At 63.9% G+C, this 19,940-nt stretch carries 16 protein-coding genes and 1 tRNA gene; 8 read left to right on the top strand and 9 right to left on the bottom strand.

From position 1 onward, the window contains the following. Positions 1-227 precede the first annotated feature (227 nt). Both NKH54_RS27980 and NKH54_RS27985 read left to right on the top strand, forming a co-directional pair. Positions 228-1,109: an HpcH/HpaI aldolase/citrate lyase family protein gene (locus tag NKH54_RS27980; RefSeq protein WP_023673922.1), complete on the top strand. Its 882-nt coding sequence runs from the start codon at positions 228-230 to the stop codon at positions 1,107-1,109. A 39-nt stretch (positions 1,110-1,148) separates the two neighbouring features. Further along, entirely contained in the window at positions 1,149-1,355 is a 207-nt protein-coding gene (locus NKH54_RS27985) for a DUF1737 domain-containing protein (RefSeq protein WP_023673921.1), read from the top strand. 30 nt (positions 1,356-1,385) lie between these two features. Here NKH54_RS27985 and NKH54_RS27990 read toward each other — a convergent pair whose 3' ends face one another. The 3 genes from NKH54_RS27990 to NKH54_RS28000 form a co-directional block, all read right to left on the bottom strand. Further along, entirely contained in the window at positions 1,386-1,667 is a 282-nt protein-coding gene (locus NKH54_RS27990) for a helix-turn-helix domain-containing protein (protein ID WP_023673920.1), read from the bottom strand. Positions 1,668-1,676: 9 nt separating this feature from the next. Next, the gene (locus NKH54_RS27995) at positions 1,677-1,997 is read right to left on the bottom strand and encodes a type II toxin-antitoxin system RelE/ParE family toxin (protein ID WP_023673919.1); all 321 of its coding nucleotides are present in this window, start codon (positions 1,995-1,997) and stop codon (positions 1,677-1,679) included. Positions 1,998-2,062: 65 nt separating this feature from the next. Then, on the bottom strand, positions 2,063-2,485 hold the full coding sequence (locus NKH54_RS28000) for a metallopeptidase family protein (RefSeq protein ID WP_023673918.1): 423 nt from the start codon (positions 2,483-2,485) through the stop codon (positions 2,063-2,065). Between the two features lie 229 nt (positions 2,486-2,714). Here NKH54_RS28000 and NKH54_RS28005 point away from each other — a divergent pair, with 229 nt between their 5' ends. From NKH54_RS28005 to NKH54_RS28015, 3 genes are read left to right on the top strand one after another with little or no spacing between them, the layout of a single operon-like run. Beyond that, the gene (locus tag NKH54_RS28005) at positions 2,715-3,767 is read left to right on the top strand and encodes an ImuA family protein (RefSeq protein WP_023747409.1); all 1,053 of its coding nucleotides are present in this window, start codon (positions 2,715-2,717) and stop codon (positions 3,765-3,767) included. Next, positions 3,709-5,187, top strand: coding sequence for a DUF6504 family protein (locus NKH54_RS28010; protein ID WP_353029419.1), 1,479 nt, complete (start codon positions 3,709-3,711; stop codon positions 5,185-5,187). Before NKH54_RS28005 ends, NKH54_RS28010 begins: the two co-directional genes overlap by 59 nt. Beyond that, positions 5,184-8,456, top strand: a complete 3,273-nt coding sequence (locus tag NKH54_RS28015) for an error-prone DNA polymerase (protein WP_023672121.1) — start codon at positions 5,184-5,186, stop codon at positions 8,454-8,456. Before NKH54_RS28010 ends, NKH54_RS28015 begins: the two co-directional genes overlap by 4 nt. A gap of 120 nt (positions 8,457-8,576) precedes the next feature. Here the strand turns inward: NKH54_RS28015 and NKH54_RS28020 are convergent, their stop codons facing one another. The 4 genes from NKH54_RS28020 to NKH54_RS28035 form a co-directional block, all read right to left on the bottom strand. Beyond that, positions 8,577-8,819, bottom strand: a complete 243-nt coding sequence (locus NKH54_RS28020; RefSeq protein WP_023672122.1) for a Trm112 family protein — start codon at positions 8,817-8,819, stop codon at positions 8,577-8,579. A 30-nt stretch (positions 8,820-8,849) separates the two neighbouring features. Next, the gene (locus NKH54_RS28025; protein ID WP_023672123.1) at positions 8,850-9,521 is read right to left on the bottom strand and encodes an LON peptidase substrate-binding domain-containing protein; all 672 of its coding nucleotides are present in this window, start codon (positions 9,519-9,521) and stop codon (positions 8,850-8,852) included. A 111-nt stretch (positions 9,522-9,632) separates the two neighbouring features. After that, positions 9,633-10,640, bottom strand: coding sequence for a thioredoxin (gene trxA / locus NKH54_RS28030; protein WP_023736734.1), 1,008 nt, complete (start codon positions 10,638-10,640; stop codon positions 9,633-9,635). Between the two features lie 82 nt (positions 10,641-10,722). Next, a complete protein-coding gene (locus tag NKH54_RS28035) occupies positions 10,723-11,220 on the bottom strand; it encodes a prolyl-tRNA synthetase associated domain-containing protein (RefSeq protein WP_023672125.1) in 498 nt (165 codons plus the stop codon). A 216-nt stretch (positions 11,221-11,436) separates the two neighbouring features. Here NKH54_RS28035 and NKH54_RS28040 point away from each other — a divergent pair. Next, positions 11,437-11,511: transfer RNA gene (locus NKH54_RS28040), tRNA-Gly, on the top strand. 128 nt (positions 11,512-11,639) lie between these two features. Next, complete coding sequence (locus NKH54_RS28045; RefSeq protein ID WP_353029420.1) at positions 11,640-13,862, top strand: SAM-dependent methyltransferase; 2,223 nt, start codon at positions 11,640-11,642, stop codon at positions 13,860-13,862. A gap of 20 nt (positions 13,863-13,882) precedes the next feature. On the opposite strand, the gene NKH54_RS28050 is transcribed toward NKH54_RS28045, so the two are convergent. Beyond that, positions 13,883-14,563 (bottom strand): redoxin domain-containing protein, encoded by a 681-nt coding sequence (locus NKH54_RS28050; protein ID WP_023672127.1) that lies wholly within the window; start codon positions 14,561-14,563, stop codon positions 13,883-13,885. A gap of 19 nt (positions 14,564-14,582) precedes the next feature. Further along, complete coding sequence (locus tag NKH54_RS28055; protein ID WP_353029421.1) at positions 14,583-17,867, bottom strand: adenylate/guanylate cyclase domain-containing protein; 3,285 nt, start codon at positions 17,865-17,867, stop codon at positions 14,583-14,585. 290 nt (positions 17,868-18,157) lie between these two features. On the opposite strand from NKH54_RS28055, the gene NKH54_RS28060 reads away from it, so the two are divergent. Continuing rightward, positions 18,158-19,921 carry an adenylate/guanylate cyclase domain-containing protein gene (locus tag NKH54_RS28060; RefSeq protein ID WP_353029422.1) on the top strand — a complete coding sequence of 588 codons (1,764 nt, stop codon included), beginning with the start codon at positions 18,158-18,160 and terminating at the stop codon, positions 19,919-19,921. Positions 19,922-19,940: the final 19 nt, after the last annotated feature.

The raw sequence follows: 19,940 nt of genomic DNA on the forward strand, positions 1-19,940 counted from the left end.
GGCCCGCCGCCGCCACCGGCCTGGGGACGTGCCCTGCGGCCGTGGGTCGCACCCAACTCGGTGGTGTTTGGCGCCCCACCTCTCCCCCGATCGACGGGGGAGAGGAAAGGCCCCCCTTCCGCAACTGCTGCGGGACGGGCGGGGCAGCGCAAGCTTTCGCAGTTGGCTCGTCATCAGGTACCGGTCGGACGCTTGCCTCACCCGCCCCCACGCGGCATAGATCGGCCATGACAAGCGAACCTTACCGCCCGCGCCGCTCGGTGCTTTACGTCCCCGCCTCCAACGACAAGGCGCTGGCCAGGATCGCGACGCTGGCCTGCGATGCCGTGATCATCGACCTCGAAGACGCCGTCGCGCCCTCAGACAAGATCGCCGCGCGGGACAAACTGGCCGGCATTTTCGCCAGCCGACCGAAACGCCGCTGCGAGATGATCGTGCGCGTCAACGCGCTGTCCAGCGAATGGGGCAACGATGACCTGCTGACCGCGGCGAAATTCGAGCCCGACGGCATCCTGTTGTCCAAGGTCGCCACGCCGCGCGATATCCTCGAAGTCGGCGACGTGCTCGACGACAATTTTGCCCCCGACAGCGTCAAGCTCTGGGCGATGATCGAGACGCCCAAGGCCATGCTCAATATCGGCGCCATTGCCGAACTCGGCCGCGATCGCGCTTCGCGGCTAAATTGTTTCGTTGCCGGAACGAACGATCTGGTCAAGGAAACCGGCATTCTGGCGACGCCTGATCGGCGCTACCTCGTGCCTTGGCTGATGCAGATGGTGCTGGCGGCGCGGGCCGGCGGCATCGACATACTCGACGGCGTCTCCAACGATTTTCGCGACCTCGACGCGTTTGCGCGCGAATGCACGGAAGCCGCCGCCATGGGGTTCGACGGCAAGACGCTGATCCACCCCGCCCAGATCGAAACCGCCAACCGCGCCTTTGCGCCCGCGCCCGAAGCCTTGGCCGAGGCGCACGCGGTGAAAGAGGCTTTCGCCTTGCCCGAAAATGCCGGCAAGGGCGTGATTGCGCTGGATGGCAGGATGGTCGAACGGCTGCACCTGGTGCAAGCCGAAAAACTGCTGGCGAAGGCCGCCGCCATCGGCGCATGATCCGCCCCGAAAAGACGAACTCACGACAGGATCTGACCCATGAGACTTTACCGCTTTCTGTCCGCCCCCGACGATTCAACCTTCTGCCACAAGGTCACCGCGGCGCTGAACAAGGGCTGGCACCTGTACGGCTCACCGACCTACGCCTATGACAAGAAGACCAAATCGATGCGCTGCGGCCAGGCGGTGGTGAAGGATATCGACGGCCAGGAATACGGGCCGGATACGAAGCTGAGTGATTGGTAGGCGAGCTTTGCCAGCCTGTCTAAGACAGCGCTAGGCTGCCTCGGCAATATCAAGACGCACTGTAAGTCCGGCCTGTGTGGCCAGATTGATCAAGGTGTCCAGACTAAAATTCGCGATCCTGCCCCGCAGAAGATCGCTAAGGCGTGGCTGGGTAATCCCGAGCCGGTTGGCTGCTTCGGCTTGGGTAACGTCCCAACTCCGCACCCGCTGTTCGATCGCGATCAGCAAATTGGAGCGCATAGTCATGTTGGCGGACTGAGCCGGGGTGTCTTCCAGCGCATCCCAGACATTTTCAAAGCTTTGACGTTCCATGAGCATGTCTCACTGAATTTGCCTGAACCGCGATGCGGCAAGAGCCAAGTCTCGTTTCGCCGTCTGTTGCGTCTTCTTCTGGAAGGCGTGCAAGACAAAGACGGCGTCACCTATGCTGGCGACGTAAAGCACCCGGAACGCGCCAGCATCGTCTCGGACACGGATTTCCCGTACGCCTAGGCCTATCGTCGTCATCGGCTTCCAATCGCTTGGCTCAAATCCGAGTTGAACCTTGTGCAGTTGAACGCCCGTTTCCTTGCGCACCGCCTCTGGAAAAGCCCGGAGCTTGGCAAGAGAATCTCCAAGAAACTCCAGTCGCTTGGTCGGCATACAGACTTTATATCAAAACTTGTATAATTTCACAAGCAGGCTCGCCACCTGAATATCGCACAGCCTTACTCCGCCGCCTCTTCAAGCTTTTCCATATCGTCGTCCGACAGGCCGAAATGGTGGCCGATCTCGTGGATCAGCACGTGGGTGACGATGTCGCCCAGCGTCTCTTCGTTTTCGGCCCAATAGTCGAGGATGGCGCGGCGGTAGAGGGTGATGCGGTTCGGGCCTTCGCCGGTCTGCGGGTTCCAGCGCTCGGCGATGCCGCGGCCCTCGAACAGGCCAAGCAGATCAAACGGTGTCTCCAGCGACAGATCGTCCATGATCTCGTCGGTCGGGAATTCGGCGATCATGATGACGATCTCGCCGGTCAGCTTGCGAAAATCGTCGGGCAGATGTGCGTACGCCTCCAGCGCCAGAAACTCGATCTCCTCGATCGAAGGCGAGAGTTCATCGTGCCAGGTGCGGGTCTTGTAGATGCGGGCCATGCTTTGTCCTTTGATCCGGCATATAGGCTTTCCCTCCGGACTCGGCAAATGGACCGGGTACCTGGCCAATGACTGTTTCTTTGCGCCGAATGGCTGCGACCAAAGTCCAAGGTTGGCCTCGTCACCTTTGATCAAGGAATAAATTCCTTCTGACTCCGCTTGACTCTTCCGGCACCCTCTGGAATCTATAGGAACATAACAGGAACAGTTGTGAGAGAAATTGACCGTCATGGCGACATCAGCCGTGGCGCGGGAGACTGTTTTTGCCCTGCGCCGCCAGATCGCGAAGATCGAGGGAACGCTGCCCGAGCGCCTGGCCGCGCCGGCTGGCGAGGGGCTGCGCGCGGGTCCTGGCGGCGGTCTCGACGCCGCGCCTGAACCCGATGCCGATGTCACCATCATCCGGCGCGGGCTTGCCGTGGCTTCGCCGGATGCTTTCCTGGCCACCGGCGTCGAGCGCCTCGATGCGGCCCTCAGCGGCGGCCTTCCGAAAGCCGCCTTGAGCGAAATCCATGGCCTTGAGACCCGCAATGCCGGGGCCGTCGCCGGCTTTGTGCTGTCGCTTGTCAGCCTGATCCTCAAGGGCCAGCCCTTGCCCGTGCTGTGGATCGGCACATCGGAGATTTTTCGCGAGGCCGGCTTTCCCTATGCCAGGGGATTGCAGGGCATTTTCGGTATCGCACCGGAGCAATTGCTGTTTTCCGAGGCGCCGAAACTCACCGATGCGCTGTGGGTAGCCGAGGAGGCCGCGAAGATGACGGCGCTCGCCGCAATCATCCTCGAAATCCGTGGCAGCCCGCAGCGGCTCGACCTCACCGCGACGCGCCGGCTGCACGCGCGCGCCCAAAACGCCGGCCGGCCGGTGTTCCTGCTGCGCCAGGCCGGCGAAGCCGAGCCGACCGCCGCCCCGGTGCGCCTCATCGTGTCGGCTGCACCAGCGGCGAGCCGCCGGACGATCGCCGGGTCGCTCGCCGGCTCGATCGGCCGGCCTGCCTTCACCGTCAGCATCGGCAAGAGCCGCACCGCTCTGCCTGGACAATTCACACTGGAGTGGAATCCCGATGAACACGCATTCGAAGAAAGAAAGCCCCGCGAAAAACGGGCAGAGAATTCTGTCGCTGTGGTTCCCGCATCTGGCGGCAGAACGGATCCTGCGCCAGCGCCTGGGACGGTCGTGGCGTTCCCGGCCTTCGGATCATCTGCCGCCATCTCACCCACCGCTCGTGATCAGCCATCGCGACCGCAACGCCCAGCGCATATCGGCCCTCGACGAGCGGGCTGAGGCGCTGCATCTGAAGCCTGGCATGGGCATTGCCGACGCCCGTGCCATGCATCCCTCGATCGACATTGTCGAGGCCGATCCGGAGGCCGACCGCCGGCTGCTCGAAGGCCTCGCCGACTGGTGCGACCGCTATACGCCGCTGGTGGCGCTTGACGGCGTCGACGGGCTTTATCTCGACGTCACCGGCTGTACCCACCTGTTCGGCGGCGAGCACGCCATGCTGGACGACATCCTTGCGCGGTTTTTCCAGCAGGGTTTCGATGTCCGCGCCGGGTTGGCCGCGACGCCGGGTGCAGCCTGGGCGGCAGCGCGCTTTTGCGGCGACCGCATCGTTGTCTCCGGCGAGGAGGAAGCGCTGCTCGCCCCCTTGCCGCTGGCCGCACTGCGCATCGAGGCCGATATCCGCGCCAGCCTGGAAAGCGTCGGTCTGCGCACCGCCGGCGCGGTCATGGCAGCGCCGCGAGCGCCGCTCGCCCGCCGTTTCGGCGCGACCTTGCTGTTGCGTCTTGACCAGGCGCTCGGCCGCCTCGACGAGGCGGTATCGCCGCGCCTGCCGGTGGCCCCGCTTTCGGTCGAACGCCACCTGGCCGAGCCGGTCGTGCTGACCGCCGAGATCGAACGGCTGGTGCTCTTGCTGGCGGTGACGCTGAAGGCCGATCTCGAACGCCGCGGCGAGGGCGCAAGGATGCTGGCGCTGCTGTTGTTTCGCGTCGACGGCGCCGTCAGCCGCATCGCTGTCGGCACCTCGCGTCCGCTGCGCGAACCGAAGCTGATCCAGCGCCTGTTCCATGAGCGGCTGGCCGCGCTCGAACAGGACATCGATGCCGGCTACGGCTTCGACCTGGTTCGGCTTTCGGTGCTGGCGGCCGCCGGCTTCGACATGCAGCAGGCCGATTTGACCGGCGAGGCCGAGGATGACGGCGCCGACATGGCACTCTTTGCCGACCGCATCCGCGCCAGGCTCGGCGACAGTGCGGTGCTGAAACCGGTCGCCCTCGAGAGCCATCTGCCGGAGCGCGCCATCGCCACCATCCCGTTCTCGGAAGCGCCACAACGCAAAACACCGCTCAGGAAGCCGGGCTCGAAAGACGCGCCGCGCGCAACCATCTTCCCGCCGGAACGGCCGATCCGGCTGTTCCGTTCGCCCGAGCCGATCGAGGTGCCGGCCACCGAAATGCCTGAGGGTCCGCCGATGAATTTCCGCTGGCGCCGCGCGCTCTACCGGGTCGCGCGCGCCGAGGGGCCGGAACGCATCGCGCCGGAATGGTGGCGTGAAACGTCAAGCGATCCGCTCACATCGACGCGTGACTATTTCCGGATCGAGGATGCCGACGGCCGCCGCTACTGGCTCTACCGGCAAGGCCTCTATGGCAACCCGCAGGTGCCGCCGCGCTGGTTCATGCATGGGGTCTTCGCATGAACGCGCTGACCGTCATCCCCTATGCGGAATTCGGCATCCAGTCGAACTTCTCCTTCCTGCGCGGCGCCTCCAAGCCGGAGGAGCTGGTGGTGGCGGCCAAATTCCTCGGCTTTTCCTCGATCGGACTGGCAGACCGCAACACGGTGGCCGGCGTCGTGCGCGCCTGGCAGCAGGCCAAGGTCGAGAAGCTCGCCTATCACCCCGGTTGCCGCCTGGTGTTCGGCGACGGCACGCCGGACATTCTCGCCTATCCGCAGAACCGCAAGGGCTGGGGCCATCTCTGCCGCATGCTGACGCAAGCCAATTTGCGCGATGAAAACGAGAAGGGCGCGACCCTTCTCCAGCGCAGCGACCTGCTCGAATGGGGCGACCTGCTGTCGCTGGCGGTGCTGCCGGATCTCTCGGCGAATGCCGACGATCCCCTGGCATTGGTCCGTCAACTGAAAGACCGTTTCGGCGCTAATTTGCGGCTAGGCATGGCGCCGGATTATCGCGGCAATGACCGTTTCCGCATCGAGCAGGCGGCGGGCATGGCGGACATCGCCGGCGTGCCGCTGATGGCGACCAACGACGTGCTTTATCACAGCGCCGAGCGCCGCTCGCTGCAAGATGTGCTCACCGCCATCCGCCTCAATTTGCCGGTCGCCGAGGTCGGGCTGGAGCTGACGGCCAACGCCGAGCGCCATCTGAAGCCGCCGCTGGAAATGGCCCGTCTCTTCCGCCGCCATCCACCGGCGCTGGCCGAGACGCTGCGCTTTGCCGGCGAACTGACCTTCTCGCTCAGCGACCTCCAGTACAATTATCCCGACGAGCCGACGCAATCAGGGCTTGGGCCGCAGGCCGAGCTAGAGCGTCTGGCCAGGGAGGGGGCCGCCACGCGCTATCCGGCGGGCGTCCCCGCTTCCGTCTTGCAGCGCATCAGTGAGGAGCTCGCTCTGATCGAGCGTCTGAATTATGCGCGCTATTTCCTGACCGTTTACGACATCGTCCAGTTCGCCCGCAATGAGGGCATTCTGTGCCAGGGCAGAGGCTCGGCCGCCAACTCGATCGTCTGCTACTGCATCGGCATCACCGAGGTCGGCCCCGAGCGCATCGACACGTTGTTCGAGCGCTTCATTTCCGAGGAGCGCAACGAGCCGCCCGACATCGACGTCGATTTCGAGCATGAGCGGCGTGAGGAGGTGATCCAGTACATCTACTCCAAATACAGCGCCAAGCGCACCGCGCTGGCTGCCGCCGTCATCAGCTATCGCGGCCGCTCGGCGCTGCGCGAGGTGGCCAAGGCCATGGGCCTATCGGACGATGTCCGCATTGCGCTCTCCAGTTCGATCTGGGGCTGGTCGACCTCGGAGCTCGGCGAGAAGGAGGCGCATGCCGGCGGCCTCGACCGCAACGAGACCTCGACCCGTCACGTGATCGCCCACGCCAACGAGATCATGGGCTTTCCCCGGCATCTGTCGCAGCATGTCGGCGGCTTCGTCATTACCCGCGACCGGCTCGACGAGATCGTCCCCATCGTCAAGACGGCGATGGAGGCGCGCAAGATGGTCGAGTGGGATAAGGACGATCTCGACGCGGTGAAGATCCTGAAGGTGGATATTCTGGCGCTTGGCATGCTGACCTGCCTGAAGCGCGCCTTCACCTTGCTCACCGACCATTATCCGAAGGCCCGGGATGATTACGGCCGACCCTATGTGCTGGCCACCCTGCCGCCGGAAGAGAACGACGTGTACGACATGATCTGCCGCGCCGACACGCTCGGCGTCTTCCAGATCGAATCGCGCGCGCAGATGTCGATGCTGCCGCGTCTACGCCCGCGCGAATTCTACGACCTGGTCATCGAGGTGGCGATCGTGCGGCCCGGCCCGATCCAGGGCGACATGGTGCACCCCTATCTGCGCCGTCGGCAGGGCAAGGAAGCGGCTGAATATCAAAAGCCAGAGCTGGAGGCTATTCTCAAGAAGACACTCGGCGTGCCGCTGTTTCAGGAACAGGCGATGAATATTGCAATCGTCGCCGGTGGTTTCAAACCCGGCGAAGCCGACGAACTACGCCGCGCCATGGCCACCTTCAAGCGCACCGGCACCATCGGCAATTACCGCCAGCGCATGATCGACGGCATGGTCGGCAAGGGATACACCAAAGACTTCGCCGAGCGCTGCTTCAAGCAGATCGAAGGCTTCGGCGAATACGGCTTTCCCGAAAGCCACGCCGCCTCCTTCGCTTTGCTCGTCTATGCCTCCTGCTGGTTCAAGACCTTTTATCCCGACGTGTTCTGCGCCGCGATCCTGAATTCGCAGCCGATGGGGTTTTACCAGCCGGCCCAGCTGGTGCGCGACGCGCGCGACCATGGCGTCGATATCCGCGACGTCGACGTCAATTTTTCCGACTGGGACTGCACCCTGGAGAAAGCCCAATTCGATCCGGGCCGCATCCTGGGGCGCCATGCCGAAATGCGCGGTGTCATCAAGACCCGGTACGCCGTCCGGCTTGGCTTCCGTCAGATCAAGGGCTTGGCCGAGAAGCGTATGGAAGCTTTCACCGCGCGGCGCGGCGCCGGCTATACAAGCGTCAGGGATGTGTGGCTGCGCTCGGGCCTCGATGTCGGCGAAATCGAAAGACTGGCGCAGGCTGACGCCTTCCGCTCGCTCGGCCTCGACCGTCGTGAAGCCTTGTGGGCGGTGCGCGCGCTGGATGGCAAGAGCGCCGCCGAACGGCTGCCGCTGTTCGACCAGCCGGCGATCCGGCTGCGCGAACTCGAGCCCGAGACAAAACTGCCGACAATGCCGCTCGGCGAGCACGTCATCCACGACTACCGCGCGCTCGGCCTGTCGCTGAAGGCGCATCCGGTCGCCTTCCTGCGCGAGCGGCTCGACCGCGCCGGCGTCATTCCCAATGCCAATCTCGGCTCGGTGCGCGACGGCAGGCGGGTCTCGGTCGCCGGCCTGGTGCTGGTGCGGCAGCGGCCCGGCAAGGGCAATGCGATCTTCCTGACGCTGGAAGACGACAAGGCCGTCGCCAACGTCATTTTCTGGGAGCGGACCTTTACCCGTTTCCGGCCCATCGTCATGGGCGCGCGCTTCGTCAAGGTCACCGGCAAGCTGCAGTCGGAATCCGACGTCATCCACATCGTCGCCGAGAAGATCGAGGATTTGACGCCGTGGCTGACGGTGCTGCTGGAAGAGATGACGCCGGCTGCCCGGCCCGACATTGCCACCCTCTCGGACAAAGCTGAAAGGGTCATGCCCAAGGGGCGGAATTTTCAGTAGGCAAGTGCAGGGCGGTCGGGAGCCCATGACATTAATGCCGGCAAGGGCAGAGGGGGGCGCGAAGGATCGCCAACAGAATGGCTTCTTAGGCTGAGGTCCGTTTGAACCACCCCTGGCCCTTCAGCCCGGCCCACCCAATCGCGGCGGCGACAGCACGTCTTCCGCCGAAATAGTCCGCGCCTCCGAGGGCAGCATGATCGGGATGCCGTCGCGCACGGGATAAGCGAGCTTGGCAAGCCGCGAGATCAACTCGCCGCGCACCGGGTCCCAGGCCAGCGGCCCCTTGGTCAGCGGGCAGGCCAGCAGCTCCAGCAATTTTGGATCGACATTGACCGACTTGCCGTCACGCCCATCCGCAGCCATTGGATCCCCCTTCAGCCATCGGCTCAGCCCTTATTGCAGGCTGGAGCCAAAGTCCTCATTCTCGCGCGCCAGCGCCATTTCGGTGATCGCGATCAGCGTCTCCGCGCGGGCTTTCAGGTCGGGCGCCTCCAGCAGCGCCTGTTTCTCGGCCGGTCCGTAGGGCGCCATCATCGACAGCGCATTGACCAGCATGGTGTTCTCGGCGCGGCTGACGCTTTCCCAATCGGCTTCGAGATCGTTGGCCTGCAGATAAGCGCGAAACGCTTTCAACAGCGCCGGCCGGTCGACCTCGCTTGCCGCCTGGTCTTCGGCAAGATCGGTGAGGAACGGCGCCAGCTTGCATTTCCGGAAAGGCGTCTTCACCGGCAATTCGCTGGTGATGCGGAAACGGCAGACGCCCTGCAGCGAAACCAGATAGCGGCCGTCGCCGCTCTCGGCCATCGAGATGATGCGCCCGGCGCAGCCGACATTGCACAGTTCCGGCTCCCCGTCGGCGCGCAACGCGCCATTGAGGCTGGGCTGGACGATGCCGATCAGCCGCGCGCCGGCGATCGCCTCATCCACCATCTGCAGGTAGCGCGGCTCGAAGATGTTGAGCGGCATGCGCCCGCCCGGCAGCAGCAGCGCGCCGGCAAGCGGAAACACCGGAATGGTTGCCGGCAGATCCTTGCCGACCCGGTAAAATGCGTTTCCGACCTGCACCTTCACTCCTCCGACCCGCTTCGGGCGCGATGTTATCGGCCTAATCTGGCGCGGCGGCCGCCGACCGCAAGGCCCGACAGCCACGCCCCGGCAATTTGGCCGGCAAACGGCTCAGGAAAACAGCAGCGACGACAATTTGCGCCGTGCCGCCAGCGTCGCCTCGTCGGTCATGCCCCAGGCCTCGAACAGTTTCAGCAGCTGCGCCCTGGCGCCGTCCTCGTTCCACGTCCGGTCGGCTTTTATAATCGCCAGAAGATTGTCGGCCGCCGCATGGCGCTCGCCCCTGGCGTTCTGGATCATGGCGAGGTCGAAACGCGCCTGGTGGTCGCCGGGATTGGCGGCCAGTCGCTGCTCGAATTCAGCTGGATTGCCAAGTGCTGCCGCTTCCGCAGCCAGCGTCATCTTGGCACGCAGCGCGGCAAGTGCCGGCGCATTTTTCTTGGCCTCCGGCGCCGTTGCCAGCAGCGCCTCGGCGCCGTCGCTGTCGCCGGCCTCGAACAGAAGCTCGCCCAGCCCGGCAATCGCCTCGATCGTCTCCGGCGCTTGCGCCAGGATGGCGTCGTAAATGTCGGCTGCGGTCTGCGCATCGCCCGCCGCATGCGCTTCCGCCGCCGCGGCCAGTGCTTCGGCCACCGGCGGCGCGCCATTGCCCTTGCCGCCGACCTTGGTGATGAACTCGGCGATCTGGCTCTCGGGGATGGCGCCCATGAAGCCGTCGACAGGCTGGCCGTCCTTGAAGGCGATGACCGCCGGGATCGACTGGATGCCGAGCTGGCCGGCGATCGAGGGATGATCGTCAATGTTCATTTTGACCAGCTTGACCTTGCCGCCGGCGGCCTTGACCGCCTTTTCCAGAAGCGGCGTGAGCTGCTTGCAGGGCCCGCACCACGGCGCCCAGAAATCGACCAGTACCGGCTGTTTGCGCGATTCCTGGATGACGTCGGCGGCGAAAGTGGCGGTCGTGGTGTCCTTGATCAGCTCGCCAGCGGCAGGTGCTGCGCCGGGTGTCGGGCCAAGTGCCGACTTGGCCGGCTCGGCGCCGCCATATTGCACGGACGTGGTGTACTGGCCAGAATTGCCGCCGAATTGGCCGCCAAACGGATTGTTGTTGTCGCTCATGTCGTCGCCCTTCCGATCGCGCCCAGCGGAGCAGCGCGACGTCCTTAACTAGAGAGGTCAGTTTTCGCCATCCATGTGGCGATCAAGCCGAGACTTTCAAGATAGCAGCATCATGTCCGGTTGCCTCGACGAATCTGATGAGGTCGGCGGACGCGATCGACGTCGTCGCCTCATTGGTCAGCGGATGCGCGTTGACTGTCGCATGTGCTATCAAATCCTGGTCGAGCACCACTTTGACCCGTCTTTCGGTGTCGTTGATCAGCCCGAACACGGTGACCGCGCCCGGAATGACACCGAGCAGCTCCATCAGCATCTCCGGCTTGCCGAACGACACCCGGCCGGCGGCGCCGATCATCGTGTGGATCTGCTTCAGGTCGACGACCGCCTCCTCGCCGACGCTGACCAGGAAGAAATTGTCCTTCTTGTCCTTGAGAAACAGATTTTTCGTGTGCCCGCCCGGTATCTCGCCGCGCAGCGACTGCGAATCGGCCACCGTATAGAGCGGCGGATGGCGCACGGTCGACACTGATATGCCGAGATCGGCAAGAAAGGCGAAAAGCTCGGCTTCGGTCTTCGGCATTGGTGGTCTTCCCCTGTATCGGCGCGCGGCAAAGCCGTTTACGGCCAATGATGCCGCCGAGACAAGACCGTCATGCGGGAAGTCGATGAACCACCCGCGTGGCCGACAAGGTTCCGCCAAGCGATTTGGCGCGACCAAAAAGCCCGTCATTTCCCTGTTGCAATCGCCGCGCTCTTCAGCCATATAGGCCCGGCTTGCGGCCAAAGGGCCGTGTGAGCGGGTGTAGCTCAGGGGTAGAGCACAACCTTGCCAAGGTTGGGGTCGAGCGTTCGAATCGCTTCACCCGCTCCAGTTTCCTCTAGGGGAATCAAGCGATGAAGAGGCGCCTTTCGGGGCGCCTTTTGCTTTTTCCAGACCGGCGATGTAAGCGCGTTGCGGGACACTTGTTCTCCCTCAGAACCAGGCGCAGGTAAGACGGCGTGGCGCACAATCCCTCGGGTTCAATTTCGGCGAAAGGCGGCACCGCATCTGAAGCGCTTGCTTGGCTGGCGTTGCGGAACGCCGCGTCCGAATGCGGCTCAGGCTCGCGCTTGATCGACCCGCAGCCCCTGCGCGCACTCCCGGCGGCACGCAAGTGGGCGCATGAGATTGCCAAGGTAATCTTCGATGGCCTCATGGCAGGAAGCCTGTCGGTGCCGGCGCAATTGGCTGCCGGATGGGCGAGGTTCGGCAGCGCAACCACCGCGTTGATCATCGAACTCGGCAAGATCTGGGACAATCCCGCAGCGGCTCGCCGCGTCCAGTACCAGCTTGAGCAAATGCTTCTCGAACCCGACGATCTTGCCACGCCGCGCAGGCTGGCGCGAACGCTCGGAATTCGCGTCGACGCTCGCAATCCGACCGCGACCGAACTGCCGGAAGGCATCGATCAGATCTATGCCCATCTGATGCTGGATGGCCGGATCGAGGCTGTCGTGCAGTTCGGTGCACTCGGGACGGTGACGAGCGATCATTGGATTGAATTGATCCTGGATGTAGTGCCTGCTGAGCGGCTTGCGGGAGGATCGCCTGCACCGCAAAAGGGCGCCGGCGCGACCACGTCAAACACGCCTGCAGCCGAGGTATCGTTTGCCATGGCGGGAAGCGAGCCCGATCAGGACAGCCACTTCGGCAAACTCGCGCAATTGGCCGCACAGGCGCATGACCTGGTTCGGTCGAGCGCTGAACCGTCAGAGCCTGTTACGCCGCGCCGCGCACGGGTCGCGGACAAGCACGACAAGGATCGCACGGCGTTCTGGAACAGCTATTTCGCGACCGAGGATCCCTGGAACTACAGCTCGCTCTATGAGCAGGAAAAATATGAGCGGCAGATCGAGATCCTGCCTGCCGGTCCCATCGGCCGGGCGCTTGAGCTGGCCTGTGCGGAGGGCCATTTCACGCGGCAGCTGGCGCCGCGCGTGGGCCATCTGACCGCAACCGACATCTCCGCCATAGCCATCGAGCGAGCCCGCGCCCGATGCAACAATCAGGCGAATGTCGAGTTCGGCGTACTCGATTTCGCTGCCGACACGCTGCCGGGTGAGATGGATCTGATCTTCTGTTCGGAGGTGCTCTACTATCTGGACGATCTCGCCGAGTTGCGGCGCATCGCCAAGAAATTTGCCGAGGCGTTGGCGCCTGGCGGTAGTTTCATCAGCGCACACGCATTCGTGCTGCGTGACAATGTCGAAAAGACGGGCTTCGACTGGAACACATTCGGTGCCCAGGCGATCTCCGAGACGCTGGCAGCGACCGAAGGCCTGGTGCTCGAGCAATCGATCCAGACCGAGCTCTACCGCATAGACCGCTTCCGCCGCCTATCGCCGGGCGATGTGGCGACGGACCCGGTGATCGATCATGTGCCGATCCGCGCGCCCATCGAAATCGGCGTCGCGCGAAATATCGTCTGGGGTGGGGCGCGAGCCTTGCGCCGCGACGTCGCACGTAACGAGCAGCGCCAGCATATCCCTGTCCTCATGTATCACGGCGTTGCCGATGAAGGTCCGGCCGCGCTCGCTCGCTTTCGGCTCACGCCCGCCGCATTCGCCAGCCAGATGGGATGGCTGCGCGCCAATGGCTTTCACGCCATTGGCTCCGAGCAGCTGGAAGCATCCATCGCCAACCGTCAGCCTTTCGTCGGCCGCCCGGTGCTCATCACTTTCGATGACGGCTTCCAGAACTTCGCCGACCATGCCTGGCCGATCTTGCGCGCCAACGACCTGAACGCGGAAGTGTTCCTGGTGACGGACCTGGTGGGCGAAAGTGCAAAGTGGGACACCGACATCGGTCCGCCGACGCCGCTTATGGGCGCCGGGACGGTGCGACGCCTCGCTGCCGAAGGCGCCTTCTTCGGCAGCCACATGGCGACGCATCGCGCCATAGATGGTCTGTCGAGCGCTGACCTGGCCGCCGAGCTCCTGCGCTCTCGTCTGTTCATCGAACGCTGGACCGGCCGGCCAACCAGGGCGTTCGCGGCCCCCTTCTCCGTCACCGACCGACGGCTTGGCCGGCTGGCTAGGGAGTGCGGCTATCGAGTAGGCTTCGGCCGCAGGCACGGGCCGGCGGACCTCCATAGCGATCTCATCGACCTTCCGCGCATCGAGATTCGCGGCGACCGCTCGCTCGATGACTTTGTCGCCACTGTCGAGGCCGTGCTCGGATAAACGGTGAACTTGTCAGTTCATTATTGGGCGACTTGCGACACGGCTGACATCAGCTCCTTCGGGTTTGGGGCGCCAAACATGTATCGCCCACCCTCCGGGACCTCCGTGAAGCTCCAGCGGACGATCCCCTGCCGGTCCAGCAGGAACTGACCAACCAGTTGTCCGTGTCCCGTGGCCATCATCTGCTCGTCGGCTTCGGTCAGTTCGTAGTGGTCCTTCTTGTCGAGGATTGCGGCGGCTGTCATCGGATCCATGGGACCGGGCAATTCGCCAGGTATGTCGACCCGCATGTCCTGTGCCGCTGCCATCGCGACCTTGTACGGCCAGTTCGTCTCGTTCTCGGTGAATTCGAGATTGGGCAGTCCAAAAGCACGATGTGAAGCGCGTTCCGGGTCCGACGCCGCAAGCAGGTTCGGCATTGGATGGTAGCGGAAATAGAGCCGCGCCCGTTCGATCGGCGTGTTGACCACCGTCAGGCTCTCCACGCCCTTTTCGCGCAGCTCCGGATCGAGACGCGCCTGAGCGGCGATGTGGCGCCGGCAAAACGCACAATGCAGACCTCGAAACAGGCCGACCAGCACCGGTTTTTGCCCGCGAAAGTCGTCAAGCGCAATCTTGCCTTCCTGGGTAATGGCGTCGAGTATCAGGTTCGGCGCCCGGTCGCCCGGTTGAAGCGGTATCAATCCACTAGGCGCGGACATGTCCAACCCCCTATCCCGGCTAGTCGAGAAAAGGCAGCACCACAAGCGCTTCCGGGTCGAGCCCGTGCTGGGCGCATATACCCTGCGCCAGGGAAAAGTAGCGTTCGGCCTCGGCCAGATTGTCGAGGTCGAGATTAAGCGTTGCGAGTCCATCATAGCACGGAAACAGCAGTTGGGGCTCGCCCGTTTCGCGGGCTACCTCCAGTGCTTCGTGGAACAAGCCGATCGCCAGTTCCGGATGGCCGTTGCACTGGTGGATCTGCCCAAGCACGATCAACGGCACTGGCAGGTGCTCGCGCTGGTCGAGCGCCCGGTCAATCTCGATGGCCTTCTCGGCAGCAGGCACGCCCTCCGTTGGACAGCGATCCGTGAAAGTACAACAAGCTACCGCCAGATTGGCGAGGAGGCGCGCCTGGAAACCCAAATCGCCAATACGGCGCGCCACTTCAAGACCGCGCCGACAGACCTCCATCGCCTTCGCCGGATCGATGGTCGTGTAGAGCACCCCGAGATTGGTGTAGCCGCGGCAGGCCGCGCCCAGCAGACCGGCGGCTTCGGCCAATTCAATGCTGCGCTCAACCTCACGCACGGCTTCATGGTTTCGCCCAAGGCGAGCCAGCGCAACAGCCTTGGTATTAAGTGCCTCGGCGGTCACGAGGGTGGCATCATCGGAGACATGTTCCGTTGTCAGAGAGCGTACGCAATCCAGCGCCGCGTCTGCCCATTTTGCCGCGAGAGTGTGATCTCCGCTGCGGAACGCCTGTCGGCCACGTTCTTGCCAGAGATGCGCCTGCTCGATCGGGGCATCCGCTCCATCGAGGAGCGCTGCCGCTTCAGCGTAGCGCGATTCCGCGTCGTCCCGCTTGCCCACGTCCCAAAACAGCCGACCGATCTTGCGCAAAACGCGCGCCGCCGCGACACGATCGGCTGACTCGCGATAGGCCTGCAGCACCGCCTCGTAGTGGCGGTGTGCAATCTCGCGGCGGCCTGCCGGGCCGCTCAAATCGGCAATGCGCTCTGCAATTGCCAGTTTGAGCGGTGTTTGCCCGATCGCGCCCAACGCAGTCAGTGCTCGCTCGTAGAAACGAAGGGCGTCGTCATTGGCGTATATCATGCGAGCGCGATCTCCCGCCGCCTGCAGGTAATGCGCGCCCCTCTCCCGCTCGGCGCTCTGAGCGAAATGATGACCGAGCACGGCCAGATCCTCGAACCGTTCCGGCTTGTCGCCGCACAGTTGCTCCAGGGCGGCACCTACCCGGCGGTGGATGTCGGTCCGGCGTTGCAGGAGCAGATTCTGGTAGATCACGTCCTGCAGCAATGTTTGCGTAAAGCGGTAGCTTTGCGACGAGACCGAGCCTGATCCGGCAACTTCCTCGATGATTTCCGCATCGCAAAGCAGTTCGCAGCCCGCTTCCAGTCGGCCGGGGTCGGCTGCCACGGCTTTCAGAAGCGTGGCATCGAAGCGCGGGCCGATTACCGCGGCTTCCTGGGCCAACCGGCGCACCTCTTGCGGCAGCCGGTCGACGCGAGCAAGCAACATTGCCTGGATCGTGGCGGGGATGCCGGTTGCGACTTCGCCTGCCACGGTCCGCCATTGCTGGCCCTCGCGCACCAATACACCGCGATCGATAAGGCCGCGAACGATCTCCTCCAAGAAAAGCGGGTTGCCGCCCGCGCGCTCGAGGATCTGGTCGAGAAGCCCTCCTGCGGCGTTTACCCAGCTCTCGCCGAAAAGCGCCGCCACCAGGCGGCGTCCGTCATCGCTGTCGAGCGGCGAAAGCCTGAGCGCTGTGTGGCTGACCCGACTTGAGTCGAGTTGGTCGTTGTCCGACGCCGGACGATGCGTGACCAGCAACATCAGCCGCGTGCGTTCCAGTCTGTCCATCACGAAACGCAGTGCCTCGAGCGAGACGGAGTCGGCCCAGTGCAGGTCTTCGACGACAATCAACAGCGGCGACAACGCAAGCCGCCGTTCCATGATTGTGCGGACCGCGTAGAGAATTTGCCGCCGCAGCTGCTCGGGCTCGACATGCTGCAAGGTGGCATCGGGGTCGCCGAGGCCAAGCACATGGTAGAGCAAAGGCATCAGCCGCTTCGCCTCCTCGCCCTGCAGGCCGAGATCGGCAAGCAAGGCTGCGAGCTTGCCCCGCATTTCGTCCCCATTGTCGTTTTGCATCATCCCGGCAGCGCTGCGCACCACTGCACCCAGGGCGCCAAATGATTGTTCACCCAGCGGTGAGCACGTGGCCTGCCGCACGGCGACGTTGCGAAAACGATCCTCGTCGCCGACGCGGGCGACGAACTCCTTCACCAACCGCGACTTCCCGATACCGGCTTCGCCGACGAGGCGGACAAGCTGGGCCGAGCCGCCGCACGCCAAGTCAAGGCTCGCCAGCATTCTGTTGAGCTCCGCATCACGACCTATTATGGGCGCACTGAGGCCGAGCGCCTCGAGCCCGCGCGCTGCACGCGGCGCCGCAAGCGGTGCATCCAGTCGGTGGACGAGCACACTGCCAGCCTTGCCGCGAAAGACGACATCGCCCAGCGACTCGTACGAGAAGGCATGCCGGGTCAGCCTGTGCGTGAGTTCGCCCACCAGCACCTCACCCGGTGCAGCCAGCGATTGCAGGCGTTGCGCCGTATTCACCGTGTCGCCGGTCACCGAATAGGATTTGGCGGTGCCGATGCCCAATCCGCCAGTAACGACCGGACCCGTGTTTATGCCTATGTGGAGCAGCAGCGGCGAGCCGGAGTGGCGGGTGCTTTCACCGAGCCGCGCCGTCCGGGCGATCATGTCGAGAGCGGCTCGAAGCGCACGTTCCGGATCGTCCTCATGCGCGACCGGCGCACCGAATAAGGCGAGCAGAGCGTCGCCGATGAATTTGTCGACGAAACCACCAAAGCCTTGCACGGCCGCCGTCAATTCCTTGAACAGTTCGTTCTGCAGCGCCTGCATGACCTCGGGGTCGACCTGCTCGCTGAGTGTCGTGAAGCCGCAGAGATCGGCGAACAGCACCGTTACCGTTCGTCGATCGGCGTCGGAGACGGAATGCGGCCCCTCTTCGCTTTCGATGTTCGGCGATGGAGCTCGAGAGGGCTGCGCAATGGTGCGGCTTGGTGTCGGAGCAGGCCGTTCGGCAGCTTTTGCGGACGCACCGACGCTTGCCCCACATTTAGGACAGAACTCGAAATCAGGTGCGCAGGCGTAGCCGCAACTGGCGCATGGCACGGGCTGGCGGCGGCCACACTTCGGACAGAAGGCGTAACCGCCCTCGATCTCGAAACCGCAGCCCGAGCAGTTCATGGACACCTCACCAGAGCATGATGCCGAAGAGTGTGAAGCGGTTTTCGGACGACATCATGCTCTATCTCTTTGACCTTGGGCCATGACGCGTGATCTCGCCACGCTCGTCACGGCCGGGGTATTCACAAGGATGAACCGATAGTCGTCAACCGGCAAGCGGCAGCGCAAATGGGCATCGGTCTGGGTTCGGCGGTGGAGCACTGCCGATACGGGCGGCTGCGTGGCCGTGATTTGCGAAAATTTCCTCGTCCCGCCGTCTTCCTGCTATGATGGAGATGAGGAGGCGACCCATGAGCGAGAACCGTAAGCTGGCCGCAATCCTGGCTGCAGATGTGGTCGGATACAGCCGGCTCGCGAGCGCGGACGAAGATCGTACCTTGGCGCGGTTGCGGGCACTGCGCAGCGACCTGATCGATCCGATCATTGCAGTGCACCACGGGCGGGTTATCAAGCGTACCGGAGATGGGGCACTGGTTGAGTTTCGCAGTGTGGTCGATGCCGTGCGCTGCGCCGTTGAGATTCAAAACGGTATGGTTGAGCGCAATGCCGGCGTACCGCAGGAGCGCCGCATCGAGTTCAGGATAGGCATCCATCTGGGCGACGTGGTCGAAGAGAGCGATGGCGACCTGATGGGTGACGGCGTCAACATCGCCTCGCGTCTGGAGGGCGTTGCGGCGCCCGGCGCCATCTGCCTGTCCGAGGATGCCTATCGCCAGGTCAAGGCCAGGCTTGACCTCTCGGTCAGCGATCTCGGCAGCACACAGCTCAAGAACATCGCCGAGCCGATCCGGGTGTATTCGCTGCAGGTCGGCGCCGGGGCCAAGGTGGCCGTGACCTCGCAAACCCCGACGAGCCCTCCGGCTGCGGCAGCGCCGCCGAAACTGTCGATCGCCGTGCTGCCGTTCGCCAATATGAGCGGTGATGCCGAACAGGACTACTTCGCCGACGGCATCTCCGAAGACATCATCACGGCGCTGTCCAAACTGTCACAGCTCTTCGTCATCGCTCGCAATTCGTCGTTCATCTTCAAGGGCCAGAACGTCCATGTGCAGGATGTCGGCACGAAGCTCGGCGTGCGCTATGTCCTTGAAGGCAGCGTACGCAAGTCGGGGAACAAGGTACGCATCACCGCGCAGCTCATCGATGCAATCTCAGGCGGCCATCTTTGGGCGGAGCGGTTCGATCGCGATCTGACTGACATATTCGCCGTGCAGGATGACGTGACGCAGCACATCGTCGGTGCGCTGGCGCTCAATCTGACCGAGGATGACCGTCTGCGGCTGGCGCCCGAACACCAGCGCAACCCGGAGGCGTATGACTGTTTCCTGCGGGGCCGGGAGCTGTGGCACCGGCTGACGAAGGACACGAACGTCGCGGCCCGCGAGCTCTTGCAGCGGGCCATCGAACTGGACCCGAAATTTGCCTCTGCCCACGCTTTCCTAGCCCTCACGTACGGGCTCGATTACCTCAACAGGTGGGGTGCGTCGGACTCGATGGCGCAAGCGGAAGAGGCAGCAACGCGAGCGGTAACGCTGGATGACAGCGATCCCTGGGCGCACTGGGCGCTGGCATCGGCCAAGCTTTACACACGGCGGCACGATGAAGCCATCGGCGAGGTCGAGCGCGCGATAGCCCTCAATCCGAACTTCGCCGAAGCGCACGTCGCCCGCGGCGAGGCGCTGTATTATTCGGGTAGACCCGCGGAGGCGCTAGAGAGTTTCGCCCGGGGAAAGACCTTGAATCCATACTTTCCGGATGTGCTTCTGCACTTCCAGGCTTTGACATCGTTTCAACTGGGAAGGTACGAAGAGGCCGTCGACCTCTTGCTGCAACGGCTGGCTCGCAACGTTGTCACCGACGTCTCGCGTGCGCTTCTGGCCGCATGCTACGGCCATCTGGGCCGTTTGGAGGAGGCCCATACGGCATGGCAGGACCTGCTTCGCGTCAATCCCGCCTATTCGCTGGAACACCGTCGCAAGGTCTTGCCTTACAAGAACCCTGCCGATTTCGAACTGATGGTAGAGGGGCTCCGCAAGGCCGGCGTGGTGCAATGACGGGCTAAAGCCCGGCCGG

Source organism: Mesorhizobium sp. M1004, from assembly GCF_040318795.1.
In the GTDB taxonomy this organism is placed as follows: Bacteria; Pseudomonadota; Alphaproteobacteria; order Rhizobiales; family Rhizobiaceae; genus Mesorhizobium.